Consider the following 14,642-nt stretch of genomic DNA (forward strand, 5'->3'; position numbering starts at 1 on the left):
AACACGATCGCAACTGGTTGTCACGACCGCGTTACGGCCGGTGACATCGGCGGAAATGTGTCGACACGACTGTATACAGCTATGAATTCACCTACTCCAGCGGCGAGAGCGGATCTTCGACAACAGGTCTATGTGGAGCTGCGCGACCGGCTGATGGCCGGTGACCTGCCGCTGCGGGGGCGGCTGGTGGAGACCCGGGTCGCGGAACTGTTGGGGGCGTCGCGGACACCGGTGCGTGAAGCGCTCATCCGGCTGCATGTCGAGGGGCTGCTGACCTACGACGACACCGGGTACTACCCGGTGGTCCCCGATCTGGCGACCATCCGCGACCTGTACGAGGTACGGATCACCCTGGAGCTGAGGGGAATCCAACGCGTCATCGACTCCCCGCAAGCGAGTTTCGATCTCGAGGCGATCGCGGCATTGCGAGACGACTGGGCCGCCCATCGAGCCGATCCGCCCGCTCCCGGGTCCGAGGTGCTGCTCCTGGACGAGGATTTCCACCTCCGGCTCAGCGCGGCTGCCGGAAATCCGTCGCTGACACGGCTTCTCGCCGGAGTCAACAGCCAGATCCGCATGGTGCGCGCCTTCGACTACGGGACCGAGGAGCGGGTCAACGCCACCATCGACGAGCACCTGGGGATCGTCGAGGCGATTCTCGCCGGACAGCTCGAGCGCGCCCGCGCCTTGCTCCACGAACACGTCGGCAGCTCGTACGAGGTTGTCGAAGCCGCGGCGGCCCGAGCGGTGGCCGCGCATTTCCTCGGCACCCATGCCGAGCAGCTCGATTGGAAGGAATCCCGGAAATGACCGGCATCATTGATCCTGAAAGACCCGCGCCCGAGATCGGTGACGCGCTGGCCGAGTACGAGAACGAACCGGTGCCCGGTCACGCGCGCCGCGGTCTGGCCTCGGTATCGGCGGTCTGGGTGGGATTCCCGATGATCCTCACCTGCGCCGTATTCGGTGGCCTGGTGGTGTATTCGCAGGGATTCTGGCGCGGCATGCTGGCCATCGTGGCCGGCAACCTGGTGCTGATGGCCTACGTCGGGGCGCTCAGTTATGTGGCCGGCGATACCGGAAAGAGCTACGCGCAGTTGGCGACCCGCACCTTCGGCCACCGCGGCCGGATCGTTCCGGCCGCGTTCCTGGCGACGATCGTGATCGGCTGGTTCGCCTTCCAGACCGGCCTCACCGGCGCCGTCATCCACAGCACCATGGGCTGGAACGAAACCGCGACATCGATCGCCGCCGGCGTCGGCTACGTCCTGATCACGCTCGTGGGCATTCGCGCGCTGTCGATTCTCGGGATGATCGCGGCACCCATGTATCTGGTGCTCGCGCTGGTGGCACTGGCGCTGGTGACACGAAAGACCGACCTGGGCACCGCATTCGACTACCACGGCGGCGGGGGCGCGCTCAGCTTCGGGGCGTGCGTCACCCTGATCATCGCCTGCTTCGCCGATTCGGGAACCATGACCGCGGATTTCACCCGCTGGTCCCGTGACGGCCGCTCCGGGTTCCTGGCCGCGTTCGCGGCCTTCCCGGTCGCCAATATCGTGGCCAATGCGGTGGGCGGACTGATCGTCGCACTCGGCGCCTCCCGCGATACCGCGGCCGATGGCGGGAATTTCCTGGGAATTCTCGTCGACCACGGCGGCTGGATCGTCGCCGTCGCGATCGCTTTCGTGTTCGTCAATCTCGGTTCGGTCTGCTCGCACTGCCTCTACAACGGCGCCATCGGGTGGGGACAGCTCACCGGGCGGTCCATGCGCACCCTGACCGTGGTCCTGGGTGTCGTCGGCGTCGTGCTCGCCGGACTGGGTGTGTGGTCGCACTTCGACACCTGGCTCAATCTGCTCGGGGTGCTGGTGCCGCCGATCGGGATCGTGATGATCCTCGACCTGCTCGTGCTGCCCGGATTCGGATTGTCGCGCACCGAAACGGCCTGGCACCTCGACACTTTCCTCGCCTGGGCGGTCGGCGCCGGGTGCGCGCTGGCGGCTCATCAGTGGGCGCCGGAACTGTCCGAGGCGATCGTCGGCATGCTCACCAGCGCGGCGATGTTCGCCGGGCTGCGGGTCGCGACCGCGTCCAAGGCGGTGGCCCGGTGACGGCACAGGTCCGGGCCAACCCCTACCCGTGGCCCTTCGACGGCCCGATCGACGTCCGGCGCACCGCGCTGATCTGCATCGACTGGCAGGTCGACTTCTGTGGCCCCGGCGGCTACGTCGACACCATGGGCTACGACATCTCCCTCACCCGGGCCGGACTCGAACCCACGACTCGGGTCCTGGCCGCCGCGCGCGCGGCGGGCATGACCGTCATCCACACCCGCGAAGGCCACCGCCCCGACCTCAGCGATCTGCCCGCCAACAAACGCTGGCGATCCGCCCGAATCGGCGCGGAGATCGGCGAACCCGGCCCGCGCGGCCGCGTCCTGGTACGCGGCGAACCGGGCTGGGAGATCGTGCCCGAGGTGGCGCCGCTACCCGGCGAGCCGATCATCGACAAACCGGGCAAGGGATCGTTCTACGCCACCGACCTGGACCTGATCCTGCGAACCCGCGGTATCGACTACATCGTTCTCACCGGCATCACCACCGACGTGTGCGTCCACACCACCATGCGCGAGGCCAACGATCGCGGCTACGAATGCCTGATCCTGTCCGACTGCACGGGTGCCACCGACCCCGCCAATCACGAGGCGGCCTTGCGAATGGTGACTATGCAAGGCGGCGTTTTCGGTGCGGTCGCGGATTCGACGGCACTGTTGCGCGCGCTGACCTGACCACGCCCGGCAACCACCCGCGTGCACGACGGGAGGGCATCGGCCTCGCCGCTAGCCCGCCTTCACGTTCCGCATGGTGACGAGTGCGGTGGCACAAAGGGTTTCGGTGTCGTTGTCGACGGCGAACAGGTCGGCGGCGGCGGTGGTGATGAGGGCGCCGGGTTTGAGGACGCGGCCTCGGGCGATCACGTGGGTGCCCTTGGCGGGGGCGAGGATCTTGATGGTGTAGTCGATGGTCATGTTGATCCAGCCGGGCTGGAGCAGGGTGCCCGCGGCCGAGCCGGCGGCGAAGTCGGCGAGGGAGCCGAGGACGCCGCCCTGGAAGAAGCCGTTGTGCTGGGTCAGTTCCGGGCGGTGGGGCTGCTGGATGTCGGCCTCGCCCGGGGCCACGCGGGTGAATTCGAAGCCCAGGTGCTTGGCGGCGGGCATGCTGAGCACCACGGCGGGGACGAGGGTGGCGTAGTCGGGGTTCGGTGCTTCCCAGTTCTGCATTGTCAGCTCCTGCGGGTTGCGGCGAGTTCCGCGGACGGGGGCGTCCACGGGGTGAATTCATCGGCGAGGTAACGGGTTCGGGCGGCGGCGCGGCGGATCTTGCCGCTGCTGGTGCGCTGGACCTGATCGGGGGCGGTGAGCAGCACCGCGGCGGGGGCGATGCCGTGTTCGGCGAGGATGGCCGCCTTGATCGCGGCGATCAGCTCGGCCGGATCCGAGGCGGTGGGGTCCGCGGCAGCGGTGTCCCGGATCTCGTGGACCACCACCAGCTGCTCGCCGGTGCGTCCCGGCACCGAGAACGCCGCGCATACACCGGAACGCAGGATCGGGTGCGCGGATTGGGCGGCCTGCTCGAGATCCTGCGGATAATAGTTGCGGCCGCGAATGATGATGATGTCCTTGGACCGGCCCACGACATAGAGTTCCCCGTCCAGCAGCAGTCCGAGGTCACCGGTCCGCAGGAACCCGTCCGCGAAGGTCTGGGCGGTGGCGGCGGCGTTGCGCCAATAGCCGGAGGCGATATGGTCGCCCGATACCCGGATCTCACCGATGCGGCCGGAGTCGCTGGGCTCGCCCGTGGCGGGGTCGACCACCCGGACATCCTCGTCGGCCAGCACCCGGCCGGAACTCACCAGTGTCTTGCTCCGCCCGGCACCGGCGGGAACGTATCGGCCTTCCTCGAGGGCGGTCACGTCGGCCTCGAGGTATCGCGGTCCCGTGCCCGGGGCGGTCCCGGTCACCAGCAGGGTGGCCTCGGCCAGCCCGTAACACGGGTACCACGCGTCGGACCGGAATCCGTAGGGGGCGAACGCTGTTTCGAAGCGGCGCAACGTCTCCGCGCGCAATGGCTCGGCGCCGTTGAACGCCACCCGCCAGCTGCTCAGGTCCAGTCCCGGCCCCGCCGCGCCCGCGGCGCGGGCGACACAGGCATCGAACGCGAAATTGGGCCCGCCACTGGTGTGCGCCCGATACCGGGAGATGGACGACAACCACAGCAGCGGACGGCGAATGAACGCCGACGGCGACATGAGGACACTGGTGGCGCCGATGTAGAGCGGTTGCAGCACATTGCCGATGAGGCCCTGATCGTGGAAGAAGGGAGCCCAGCCGACCACGGTGCAATCGCGGTCGTGCCCGAACCCCTGCCGGATCATCTCCTCATTGGCGACCAGGTTGCCGTGGGTGACCATGACGCCCTTGGGCGCCGCGGTGGAACCCGAGGTGTATTGCAGGAACGCCACATCGGCGCCGACGCGGGGGACCGGTTCGAATCCGGTCGCGTCCATGCCCATCCGGTCGGCGGCCAGCCAGTGCGCACCCGGGCACAGCGGGTCCAACGCGGCCCGCAGCGGCTCCAGGAACAGGTCCGTGGTCAGCACCGCGGCAGGATCGCAGTCCCGCACGATCGACACCGTGGCGTCCTGAATCCGGTCGCGGCGCGGCGGATTCAACGGCACCGCGAGCACGCCCGCGTAGAGGCAGCCGAAGTAGGCGACGATGAACTCCGGGCACTGCGGAAAGATCAGCAGCGCCCGGTCGCCCGGGGCGCAGCGCTCGGCGAGCCCGGCCGCCACCGCGAGCGCCCGCGCGTGCAGCTCGCCGTAGCTGATCACCGCCGACTCCGACCCGCAGTCGTCGAGGAAGATGTAGGCGGTCCGGTCCGGTTCGGTGGCGGCACGCCGCCGCAGGATGTCCGGAAGAAGCGATGTCGGTTGCGGCATATCGGTTTCCCCTACCGTGCGCCCGTACCGCGGATCGCCACGGGCAGGCGGGCGAGTCCGCGCACGATGAAACTGTGGTCCTGCCATTCGAATTCGTCGGTCAGCGGAGTCATCTCGAGCCCCCGCAGCCCCTCGAACGCGGTCTCCGCCAGCAGCTCGGCGAGCTGCCCGCCGAGGCAGCCGTGCAGCCCGTGCCCGAAGGCGAGATGCCCGGCCCCGCCCCGGAGCAGATCGAATTCGTCCGGCCGCTCGAATACCGCCGGATCCCGATTCGCCGCGCCCAGGCACACCATCACCTGATCGCCGGCGCGAATCACCTCCCCGCCGATCTCGACGTCCCGGGTCGCCAGCCGCTTGGTGAGCTGCAGCGGGCTGTCGTAGCGCAACGCCTCCGTCACCGCGGTTCTCACCGGGACGGCACCGTCGCGCAGCATCCGCGCCTGCTCCGGATGCCGCAGCAGCGCCAGCGTCCCATTGGCGATCAGCGATGTGGTGGTCTCGTTACCCGCGACGAACGACATGATGCAGACGAAGATCAGTTCCTCGTCGCTGAGCGCATCACCCCCGGCGGTGCGGGTGGCGAGCAGCCTGCTGACGAGATCCTCGCCAGGCTCCCGCCGCCGCTGTTCCAGCACCTCGCCCAGCGCCGCCGCGAACAGTTCCACGACCTCGCGCACCCGGATGAAGTCCGCTTCCTGCATCATCCCCGGCTCCAGCAGGAACCGGATGTCATGGGTCCACGGGCCGACCCGCTCGCGCAGGGCGGCAGGCAACGCCATCCATTCACACAGAACTGAAATCGGCAGCGGCGCGGCCAGATCGGCGACCACGTCCAGCTCTGCCTCGGACCGGGCCCGGCGCAGCCGTCGCTCGGTGAACGACGTGGCCACCGGTCGCAGCTCTTCCACCGCGGCCGCGGTGAAGACCCGGTTCACGAGCCCGCGCAGCCGAGCATGGTCGGGATTGTCGGTGAACACCAGCGATTTACGCCCCAGCCGGGCGATGCGATCCACGTCGGTCTGCCCGAGCCGCTGCGCCTGCTCACTCACCAGCTGCGGGATCAGCCCGGCACTGAAGCGGCGATCGGTGAGCACCGCCCGCACATCCTCGTGCCGGGTCAATACCCACATGCCGAGCGTCTTGTGCACCGGCCGCTGCGCGCGCAGGGCGTGGTACATCGGGTACGGGTCGCGCCGGAACTCGGCCCCGAACGGATTGAACCGGGCGCGTGCGCCCGTGGTGGTCTGCGCGGTCATGCGAATTCCGCTCCCGCGCCGAAGAATCCGTCCGGGTACGGTCGCATCACCAGCCGCAGCAGGGTGAGTTTGCCCATCCGGAATCCCATGGCCGACAGCGTGAGATACCGCAGATACCTGGCCACCACCTCGGGACCGACCAGCTCGGTGGCCACCGCCCGCCGGGCCCGCAGCCGCCGCGCCCATTCGGCGCAGGTCCACGCGTAGTCGAGACGGCCGGAGGTGACCGCGGTGATCTCGAACAGCCCCTCGGCGGCCGCCGTGATCTCGGCCAGTGTCGGCAGCTCGGCATCGGGGAAGATGTCCCGTTGCATAAAGGGATCGGCTTGTGCGGCGGTCATATTCGCGTACGCGATGGTTTGCAGCGACAGCGCACCGGCCGGGTTCAGCCATTCCCGGCACCGGGTGAAGAACTCGCGGTACACCCCGATCTTCTGCTCGATCGGGTCGTCGGGCCGGGCGAAGTGCTCGAACGCACCGATGCTGATGATCCCGTCGAAGCGATCCTCCGGCCGGTAGTTCAGCCAGTCCTCGACCCGCACCTCGACGCCGCGATACTCCTGCGCGCGAACATAGTCGGCCTGCTCATCGCTGAGCGTGAGGCCGACCGATCGGCCCACGCCCCGCGACTGCGACAGCTCGCGCAGGACCGCGCCCCAGCCGCATCCGATGTCGAGGACGGCCCCGGCATCGTGGGCGCCCACGGCATCGAGGTGATGGCGCAGCTTGTTGGCCTGCGCGACTTCCAGTGTGTCACCCGGTGTTTCCCGCAGCGCGCAGGAGTAGCTGAGCGACCCGTCGAGCCAGAGCCGGTAGAAGTCGTTGCCGACGTCGTAGTGGTGGCGAATGGCGGCGGCCGCCGCGTCCGACCGTGCGGCGACGGTCCGGCTGCTGTCGAGGCCGGTCATGCTCAGGCCACATCCGCGCTGAGCCGCTGGTGCAGGTAGTCGGCGACCGCCGTGAGGGTCGGGTGCCGGAACAGATCCTCGGGCGAGATGTCGACGCCGTAGCGCTCCTCCACCTCGATCAGCAGCGCGACCGCGAGCGCGGAATCGACGCCGAGCCGGTCGAAGTCGGCGGTGGGATCGATCGAGTCGGCGGGCACCTCGAGCTGAGCGGCCAGGTACTCCCGGCACCAGGTGACGATGTCCGCGGTATTCGTCGGGTGGGTGTTCATGGTGAGCCCCTCTCAGGCAGCGCGTGTGGCGGGAACAGCAATGCGTTTGGCGGAAATGCGTGCCTGCGAGGGCACTTTGAGGTCCCAGGCCAGTCCCGTCGCGGCCAGCGCGCGGATCAGCCAGTAGCCGGGGTCGAGCCGATACCAGTCCAGTCCGAAGGACGGCGATTCCGGGAAGGCGTGATGGTTGTTGTGCCAGGACTCGCCCAGCGTCACCAGCGCGAAGATGCCGCCGTTGTGGCTGTTCTCGCGGGACTCGTAGGGCTTGGTGCCGAACATGTGCAGGAACGAATTGATCGCCCACACAATGTGTTCCAGGATGAAGATGCGGGCCAGGCCGCCCCACAGCAGCCCGCTCACCGCGCCGGTCCAGGACAGGGTGGCCAGCCCGCCGATCACGGTGGGAATCAGCAGCCCGAGCGCTACCCACCAGTAGTACAGCCGGGCGACGCGCACCAGCCGGCGATCCTTGATCAGGTCCGGGGCGTAATGAACGATATTGGGGTATTCGTGGCGGCGCATCCACAGGAAGTGCGAGTGCGCCAGTCCGCGCACCGCTCCGCGGAAGCCGCTGCCGGACAGGTTGGGGGAGTGCGGATCTCCCTCGCGGTCACTGCATTCGTGGTGGCGGCGGTGCAGGGCCACCCAGGAGATGACGCCGCCCTGTCCGGCCATGGACCCGAGCACGGCGAGCACCACGGTGACCGCGGGCGTGGCGCTGAAGGTGCGGTGGGTGAACAGCCGGTGGTAGCCGACGGTGATCCCGAGACCGGTGAGCAGCCACATCGAGAACAGCAGCGCCGATTCGAGCAGTCCGAAGGGGCGGATCCACAGGAACGCCACGGCCACGGCCGTTCCGGCGATAGGGAGAACGTCGAACAACAGGAAGTGCCGACGTTGCAAACGATGGATATAGGGATTGCTGATCGTCTTCTTGCGCGGCTCGGGTGTCCCGGTCGCGGCGCTCGAGGTGATGGCCATGAGCCGATCCGTTCTTCCTATCGCGGTGGGAACTGACTACTTGGGCGCCGCGAACGGCGAATTGATGGTGGTGAAGTACTGTCCGGCGGCGAGCACCGCGACCGGGGCGGTGATCAGCAGCTGGCCCGCGAGGGTGCCCAGGAAGCCGACGACGCTCATGCCCGCGACGCAGCCGGCGATCGCGCCGGGCACCGCGCCGAACATGGCCGACAGCGCGCCGGTGAGGACCGCGCCGCCCGCGCCGCCGAGCAGGCAGCCGACGGCCGCGCCGCCGATGCCGCCCACCAGGGTGCCGATGGTCGCGCCGGTGCTGATGGTGGTGACCATCCGGTTCCAGGCGGCCTGCTCGCGCTCGTAGGTGCTCTTCCAGGGCGCCTGGTCCTCGTACGGCATGGCGACCGGCTGGTACTTGGCGTGCTCGGTGTCGAACTGCGGGGTCAGCACGGCCGTGCGGTCGGTGATCTCGGCGGCGATGGGGAAGACGTAATCGTCGACCCGGAAGGACAGTTCGGTGCCGCCGAGCAGCGTGCCGGCCGCGTCCTTGATCTTGAACGCGCCGTCCTCGACGCCCATCGAGCCGCCGTCGGTGCGGATCGTCATCGACTTGTCGGTGGTGGTGGCGGTGTAGTTGACGGCGGCCTGCTCCGCGTGCGCGGTGGGCGCGGCGGAGACGGCCAATGCGGCGGCGAGCACGGTCGTCGCAGCGGTTTTCCTCATCGGTTTTCTTTCTCTCTCGGGTGGTGCGGGGGATCTGTGGGGTCAGAGGTCCAGGACCAGGACGCCGGACCGGGCACGCGAGACGCAGAGCATCATGGTGTTGCCGCGCGCGCGTTCCTCGGCGGTGAGAATCTCGTCGCGATGGTCGATCTCACCGCTGAGAACGGTGGTTTCGCAGCTGCCGCAGGTGCCCTCGCGGCAGGAGGTGACGATGTCGACGCCCGCGGCTTCCAACACATCGGCGATCGAGCGCCGGGCGTCGACACGGTAGGTGACGCCGGTGCTGTGCACCCGCACCTCGAAGGGCGGATTCACCACCCCGGCGGCGACCGGGCGGGCCGCGAAACGTTCGGTGCGGATGGTCAGTCCGCGGTCGGCGGCCTGCGTCTCGATCGCGGCCAGCATGGGTTCGGGTCCGCAGCAATAGATTTCGGCTGACCCGGTCGCGTCGAGGATGCGCGACAGCGGCAGCAATCCGTCGACGTCCTGCGGCACCAGCGTGACCTGCGGGTATTTCGCGGTGAGCTCCGCGGCGAAGGCCATGTGCGTGCGGCTGCGAGCGCCGTAGAACAGCTGCCAGCGGGCGCCCGCGGCCGCGGCGGCCGCGATCATGGGCAGTATCGGGGTGATGCCGATCCCGCCCGACACGAACACGTACGAGGACGCCGGTGTCAGCTCGAAGTTGTTGCGGGGCAGGGAAACCCGAAGCTCGGTTCCGGCCTGCGCGGTGCGGTACAGATGATCCGACCCGCCGCGTCCCTCACGCTCGTGCAGGATGGCGATCCGCCAGCGCCGGTCGTCGGCCGGGTCGCCGCACAACGAATACTGGCGCACCCCGGCCGCACCGGCGCGCACGTCGATATGCGCGCCCGGCGTCCACGGCGGCAGCGGACCGCCGTCGACGGCCGCCAGCTCCAGCGAGAAGACATCCTCGGCCTCGTCGCGGCGGTGGACCACACGCACGGGAAACTCGGTCATTTCCGGCCCCTGTCGAATCTCGAAAACCGATCGTCGTCGCCACCACCCTCACCCGAGCCCGGCCGGCGGCGCAGGTGTGCGGTGGTGACTCGATTCGTCCGATTGGAGTTGACTATCGCCACGGTCGCGCGGCCCCGATCTGTCCCAGACTGAACCCCCGAGATGTGTATCCCGACAGTGGCCGACCAGGCCTGAAGGAGCAGTGGTGGCGCGGTTATACCTGGATGCGATCTCCAAGCGATTCGCCGGGACCGACGCGGTGCGGGCGGTGACGCTGGATATCGCCGACGGTGAGTTCCTGGTCCTGCTCGGCCCGAGCGGGTGCGGCAAGTCGACGCTGTTGCGCTTGATCGCCGGCCTGGAGGAGCCGACCGAGGGCCGAATCCTGCTGGACGGCAAGGACATCTCCGACGAACCCCCGCAGCGCCGCGATCTGGCGATGGTGTTCCAGAGCTACGCGCTCTACCCGCACCTGACGGTGGAGAAGAACATCGGCTTCCCGCTGCGCTCGCGCCGGGAGCCGCAGCGCGCCATCGTCGCGCGGGTCGCCGAGGTGGCCGCCACCCTGGGCCTGCGGGAGTTGCTCGACCGCCGTCCGGCCGCGCTGTCGGGTGGTCAGCGGCAGCGAGTCGCCCTGGCGCGCGCCATGGTCCGCGATCCGGGGGCCTTCCTGATGGACGAGCCGCTGTCGAATCTGGACGCCAAGCTGCGCAGCGCCACCCGCGCGGAACTGATCGCCCTGCATCGGCGGCTGGGCGCGACGTTCGTCTACGTCACCCACGACCAGGTCGAGGCGATGACCATGGCCACCCGCATCGCCCTGCTCAACGGCGGGCAGGTCGAGCAGGTCGGCACCCCCGAGGAGCTCTACGACCGCCCCCGCTCCACCTTCGTCGCCGGATTCCTGGGCTCCCCGCCGATGAACCTGATCGACGCCGAGGTACGCCCGCACATCGACGGGCTGCGCGTCACCGCCGAAGGCGTGGACGCCGCGCTCGGCATCGACGCCGACGACGCGATCGACAGCGCCATCTCGACCCACGTCATCTTCGGGATCCGCCCCGAGAAGCTGCGAATCACCCGCGATATCAGCGCGATTCGCGGCCAGGTGACCATGGTGGAGAACCTGGGCAGCGAGGAACTGGTCCACGCCCATGTCGGTGACACCGTGCCCGACGGCGCGCAGCAGCAGGTGGTCGCGCGGGTCCCGCGCCCGGCGGGGGTCCGCGTCGGCGACGCCATCGGCTTCGCGGTCGACCCGGCCGACATCCACCTCTTCGATCCGGCCTCCGGCCTGCGTCTGACCTGGCGGCCGCCGACCCCGGACGGCGCGCGCGCCGCCGCGGACGCCGCCGCCGTCCCCGTCCCATGACTGTCTCACCCCCGATGAGGAGAAACCCCGTGAAACGCACCGTGCCCCTGCTCGGCCTGGTGACCACCGCCCTGATCGCGCTCACCGCCTGCGGCCTCGGAGCGGGCAGCCAGAGCGATTCCACATCCGCCGCGCAGATCCCGGAACTCGCTCCCGGCCAGCAGGTCTCGATCGTGTTCGAGTCCTACAACTACGGCCTGGCCGGCGCCTGGACCGACACCTTCAACGCCCTGATCGCCCAGTTCGGCGCCGAGCACCCGAACATCAAGGTGACCGCGCAGAAGCCGCAGGGCAACAGCCCCAACCCGACCACCGACACCATCTCCAGCATCCAGAGTCAGATCGTGGCCGGCAATCCGCCCGATGTCGCCCAGCTCGGGTTCAGCGACCTGGACTTCACCATTCACCAGCTGGGCGCCAAGCCCCTGGACACGCTGGTCGGCAAGCAGGAGGTGGCGCGCAATTTCGACGGCGCGCGCTACCCCTTCGCCCCCAAGGCCCGCACGCTCAGCGATTGGGACGGCCACACCTACGGCATCCCGTTCGTATTGTCCACGCCCGTCCTGTATTACAACGCTTCGCTGTTCGAGCAGGCGGGCCTGAATCCCGCGACGCCGCCGGCCACCTGGGCGCAGGTCGCCGAGGCGGGCAAGGCGATCGCCGAGCGCACCGGGAAGGGTGGCGTCTACGTCGACTGCCTCACCAAGTCCGCCAAGGACTGGTGCTTCCAGTCGATGGTGCGCTCCAACGGCGGCCGGGTGATCTCCGAGGATCGCGCCAAGCTGGTCTACGCCGACCAGCCCGTGGTCGAGGTGGCCAAGCTGGGCCAGTCGCTGGTCTCCACCGGGGCCATGCCCAAGCTCGACCAGAAGCAGGGCTACGAGGCCTTCGCCCGCGGTGACGTCGGCATGATCCTGGAGTCCAGCGCCATCCAGGGCACCTTCATGGCGGGCGCGAAGGGCAAGTGGGACCTGCGTTCGACGGCCATGCCCAGCTTCGACGGCAAGCCCACCATTCCCACCAATTCCGGTGCGGGACTGCACATCCTGTCCCAGGACCCGGTCAAGCAGCGCGCCGCCTGGGAGCTGATCACCTTCCTCACCAGCGAGACCGCGTACACCAAGATCTCCCAGGGCATCGGCTATCTGCCGCTGCGCACCGGTCTGCTCGGCGACGCCAACGGTCTGGCCGACTGGTCGAAGGCGAACCCGCTGCTGACTCCGAACGTGGCACAGCTCGACCGCATGGAGCCGTGGATCTCCATGCCGGGCAACAGCTATCTGCAGATCCGCGACGGCATGATGGAGGCCGTCGAATCCGTGGTGTTCCAGGGCAAGGACCCGCAGTCCACGCTCACCGCGGCCCGCGACACCGGCGCGAAACTGCTTCCGTGATGTTCGTTCTCGAAGCTCCGCAGGAGACCGGCGCCGCCGTTCCCGAACAGGTCGCGGCGCGCCGACCGGCGCGCCGCCGCCTGTTGCGGCCCGCCGTGCCCTACCTGTACCTGGCCCCCGCGCTGAGCATGCTGGTGCTGTGGACCTACCGTCCGCTGGTCCAGGCCGTCGAACTGTCCACGGTGTCGTGGAACCTGCTGCCCACCTCGCCGATCCGGTCGGTCGGCACCGCCAATTACGAACGGCTGCTGTCGCTTCCGTCGTTCGGCGATTCGATCTGGCGCACCGTGATCCTGATCGTGGGCCTGCTCCCTTTCACGGTGGTGCTGCCGGTGCTGATCGCGCTGGCCAGCCGCCGGGTGTCGGCCCGCGCCCGAACCGCCTATCAGGCCTTCGCTTTCGCGCCGTTCCTGGTGGCCCCGGTCGCGGCGGCGGCGGTCTGGCGCTGGCTGCTGCATCCCGGCGCTGGCGCGGTGGACCGGGTGCTGGGCACCGATCGCAACTGGGTCTACGACGCCGAGGCCGCGCCGTGGGTGATCATCGTCATCACCGGCTGGCAGCTGCTGGGCTTCGCGGTGCTGGTGGTGTGGGCCGGATTGGCCGGGATCAGTGATGATTACGACGAGGCGGCCCGGGTCGACGGCGCGGGCCCGCGGCAGATCTGCCGCTGGATCACGCTGCCGCTGCTCTCACCGACCCTGCTGTTCCTGGTGCTCACGACCGTGCTGCTCAGTCCCACGCTCACCTTCCCGCTCATCGACTCGATGACCCAGGGCGGTCCGGCACAGTCCACCACCAATGTGTACTACCTGCTCTGGGACTACGCGTTCCACAGTTTCGACGCCGGGCTCAGCGCCGCGGCGGGGGTGCTGCTGTTCCTCGGGTTCGGCGTCGTCGCCGGCGCACTGGTGTGGATCTCGGAAAAGGTGGCCTTCCATGATGATTGACCGACTGCGCCGGCTGGGTAGCCACGTCCTGCTGATCGCCACCGCGGTGGTGTGCGTCTTCCCGATCTACTGGCTCTTCGCCACCGCGCTGCGGCGCCCCGAGGACGTGACCTCGCTGTCGCCGCTGCCCTGGCCAATATCGGCGGCCAACTACGCCGACGCCGCGCGGAAGGTGGACATCACCGGCCTGGTGGCCAACACCTTCTTCGTGGCGGCGCTGTCGACGGTGGGGCAGCTCCTGATCGCCCTGCTGGCCTCCTACGCCTTCGCCATGTACACCTTCCCGCTGCAGCGACTGCTGTATCTGGCGTTCGTCGGCACCTGGCTGGTGCCGTTCCAGGTCACCATGCTGCCCAATTACATCCTGCTGAACCGGATGGGTCTGCTGGATTCCCTGGTGGGCGTGGTGTTCCCGACCCTGTGTTCGGCACTGGCGCTGTTGCTGCTGCGCCAGCACATGGCCGCCTTCCCCAAGGAGCTGGTCGCCGCCGCCAAGATCGACGGCCGCTCCTCCTGGTCGATCCTGTGGACGGTGGTGGTGCCGAATCTGCGGCCCGCGCTGGCCGCGCTGACCATCGTGCTGTTCATCAATGCCTGGAACGAGTACTTCTGGCCCGCGGTGCTGTTGCGCAGGTCGAACAGCGTGCTGCAGCTGGGGCTGCGCAGCTTCATGGGCACCGAGGGCGATCAGTGGGGTCCGATGATGGCGGTGGCCAGCCTGGCCTGCCTGCCGGTGCTGGTGCTGTATCTGCTGTTGCAGCGCCAGATCGTCAACGCCTTCGTGCGTTCGGGCTTGAAGTAACCGCCCGGCAATTC

15 protein-coding genes are annotated in these 14,642 nt (G+C 68.8%); 7 read left to right on the forward strand and 8 right to left on the reverse strand.

Features of this window, described 5'->3' with window-relative positions; all coding sequences use genetic code 11:
* The first annotated feature begins 81 nt into the window (after window positions 1–81).
* From ACWELJ_RS08150 to biuH, 3 genes are read left to right on the forward strand one after another with little or no spacing between them, the layout of a single operon-like run.
* Window positions 82–810 carry a GntR family transcriptional regulator gene (locus tag ACWELJ_RS08150; protein ID WP_452365466.1) on the forward strand — a complete coding sequence of 243 codons (729 nt, stop codon included), beginning with the start codon at window positions 82–84 and terminating at the stop codon, window positions 808–810.
* Window positions 807–2,114, forward strand: coding sequence for a purine-cytosine permease family protein (locus tag ACWELJ_RS08155; RefSeq protein ID WP_452365467.1), 1,308 nt, complete (start codon window positions 807–809; stop codon window positions 2,112–2,114). The genes ACWELJ_RS08150 and ACWELJ_RS08155 overlap by 4 nt, the downstream gene beginning before the upstream one ends.
* Complete coding sequence (gene biuH, locus ACWELJ_RS08160; RefSeq protein WP_452365468.1) at window positions 2,111–2,791, forward strand: biuret amidohydrolase; 681 nt, start codon at window positions 2,111–2,113, stop codon at window positions 2,789–2,791. Before ACWELJ_RS08155 ends, biuH begins: the two co-directional genes overlap by 4 nt.
* A gap of 51 nt (window positions 2,792–2,842) precedes the next feature.
* Here the strand turns inward: biuH and ACWELJ_RS08165 are convergent, their stop codons facing one another.
* From ACWELJ_RS08165 to ACWELJ_RS08200, 8 genes are read right to left on the reverse strand one after another with little or no spacing between them, the layout of a single operon-like run.
* Window positions 2,843–3,283 carry a PaaI family thioesterase gene (locus ACWELJ_RS08165; RefSeq protein ID WP_452365469.1) on the reverse strand — a complete coding sequence of 147 codons (441 nt, stop codon included), beginning with the start codon at window positions 3,281–3,283 and terminating at the stop codon, window positions 2,843–2,845.
* A gap of 2 nt (window positions 3,284–3,285) precedes the next feature.
* Window positions 3,286–5,004: a fatty acyl-AMP ligase gene (locus ACWELJ_RS08170; RefSeq protein WP_452365470.1), complete on the reverse strand. Its 1,719-nt coding sequence runs from the start codon at window positions 5,002–5,004 to the stop codon at window positions 3,286–3,288.
* An 11-nt stretch (window positions 5,005–5,015) separates the two neighbouring features.
* Complete coding sequence (locus tag ACWELJ_RS08175) at window positions 5,016–6,260, reverse strand: cytochrome P450 (RefSeq protein ID WP_452365471.1); 1,245 nt, start codon at window positions 6,258–6,260, stop codon at window positions 5,016–5,018.
* Window positions 6,257–7,168, reverse strand: a complete 912-nt coding sequence (locus ACWELJ_RS08180) for a class I SAM-dependent methyltransferase (RefSeq protein ID WP_452365472.1) — start codon at window positions 7,166–7,168, stop codon at window positions 6,257–6,259. Before ACWELJ_RS08180 ends, ACWELJ_RS08175 begins: the two co-directional genes overlap by 4 nt.
* A gap of 2 nt (window positions 7,169–7,170) precedes the next feature.
* On the reverse strand, window positions 7,171–7,437 hold the full coding sequence (locus tag ACWELJ_RS08185; RefSeq protein WP_452365473.1) for an acyl carrier protein: 267 nt from the start codon (window positions 7,435–7,437) through the stop codon (window positions 7,171–7,173).
* Window positions 7,438–7,449: 12 nt separating this feature from the next.
* The gene (locus tag ACWELJ_RS08190) at window positions 7,450–8,418 is read right to left on the reverse strand and encodes an acyl-CoA desaturase (protein WP_452365474.1); all 969 of its coding nucleotides are present in this window, start codon (window positions 8,416–8,418) and stop codon (window positions 7,450–7,452) included.
* Window positions 8,419–8,454: 36 nt separating this feature from the next.
* Window positions 8,455–9,135 carry a hypothetical protein gene (locus ACWELJ_RS08195; protein ID WP_452365475.1) on the reverse strand — a complete coding sequence of 227 codons (681 nt, stop codon included), beginning with the start codon at window positions 9,133–9,135 and terminating at the stop codon, window positions 8,455–8,457.
* A gap of 42 nt (window positions 9,136–9,177) precedes the next feature.
* Window positions 9,178–10,113: a PDR/VanB family oxidoreductase gene (locus tag ACWELJ_RS08200; RefSeq protein ID WP_452365476.1), complete on the reverse strand. Its 936-nt coding sequence runs from the start codon at window positions 10,111–10,113 to the stop codon at window positions 9,178–9,180.
* A gap of 205 nt (window positions 10,114–10,318) precedes the next feature.
* On the opposite strand from ACWELJ_RS08200, the gene ACWELJ_RS08205 reads away from it, so the two are divergent.
* The 4 genes from ACWELJ_RS08205 to ACWELJ_RS08220 are packed head-to-tail and all read left to right on the forward strand — an operon-like array spanning window position 10,319 to window position 14,628.
* Window positions 10,319–11,485, forward strand: coding sequence for an ABC transporter ATP-binding protein (locus tag ACWELJ_RS08205; protein ID WP_452365477.1), 1,167 nt, complete (start codon window positions 10,319–10,321; stop codon window positions 11,483–11,485).
* A gap of 29 nt (window positions 11,486–11,514) precedes the next feature.
* Window positions 11,515–12,879, forward strand: coding sequence for an ABC transporter substrate-binding protein (locus ACWELJ_RS08210; RefSeq protein ID WP_452365478.1), 1,365 nt, complete (start codon window positions 11,515–11,517; stop codon window positions 12,877–12,879).
* Entirely contained in the window at window positions 12,879–13,826 is a 948-nt protein-coding gene (locus ACWELJ_RS08215; protein WP_452365490.1) for a carbohydrate ABC transporter permease, read from the forward strand. The genes ACWELJ_RS08210 and ACWELJ_RS08215 overlap by 1 nt, the downstream gene beginning before the upstream one ends.
* Window positions 13,816–14,628, forward strand: coding sequence for a carbohydrate ABC transporter permease (locus tag ACWELJ_RS08220; RefSeq protein ID WP_452365479.1), 813 nt, complete (start codon window positions 13,816–13,818; stop codon window positions 14,626–14,628). Before ACWELJ_RS08215 ends, ACWELJ_RS08220 begins: the two co-directional genes overlap by 11 nt.
* Window positions 14,629–14,642 lie beyond the last annotated feature (14 nt).

Source organism: Nocardia sp. NPDC004582, from assembly GCF_053602115.1.

Coding starts and splice junctions, on each gene's coding strand:
- ACWELJ_RS08150 (WP_452365466.1), top strand. CDS start 82: ATGAATTCACCTACTCCAGCGGCGAGAGCGGATCTTCGACAACAGGTC.
- ACWELJ_RS08155 (WP_452365467.1), top strand. CDS start 807: ATGACCGGCATCATTGATCCTGAAAGACCCGCGCCCGAGATCGGTGAC.
- ACWELJ_RS08165 (WP_452365469.1), bottom strand. CDS start 3,283: ATGCAGAACTGGGAAGCACCGAACCCCGACTACGCCACCCTCGTCCCC.
- ACWELJ_RS08170 (WP_452365470.1), bottom strand. CDS start 5,004: ATGCCGCAACCGACATCGCTTCTTCCGGACATCCTGCGGCGGCGTGCC.
- ACWELJ_RS08175 (WP_452365471.1), bottom strand. CDS start 6,260: ATGACCGCGCAGACCACCACGGGCGCACGCGCCCGGTTCAATCCGTTC.
- ACWELJ_RS08180 (WP_452365472.1), bottom strand. CDS start 7,168: ATGACCGGCCTCGACAGCAGCCGGACCGTCGCCGCACGGTCGGACGCG.
- ACWELJ_RS08185 (WP_452365473.1), bottom strand. CDS start 7,437: ATGAACACCCACCCGACGAATACCGCGGACATCGTCACCTGGTGCCGG.
- ACWELJ_RS08190 (WP_452365474.1), bottom strand. CDS start 8,418: ATGGCCATCACCTCGAGCGCCGCGACCGGGACACCCGAGCCGCGCAAG.
- ACWELJ_RS08195 (WP_452365475.1), bottom strand. CDS start 9,135: ATGAGGAAAACCGCTGCGACGACCGTGCTCGCCGCCGCATTGGCCGTC.
- ACWELJ_RS08200 (WP_452365476.1), bottom strand. CDS start 10,113: ATGACCGAGTTTCCCGTGCGTGTGGTCCACCGCCGCGACGAGGCCGAG.
- ACWELJ_RS08215 (WP_452365490.1), top strand. CDS start 12,879: ATGTTCGTTCTCGAAGCTCCGCAGGAGACCGGCGCCGCCGTTCCCGAA.
- ACWELJ_RS08220 (WP_452365479.1), top strand. CDS start 13,816: ATGATGATTGACCGACTGCGCCGGCTGGGTAGCCACGTCCTGCTGATC.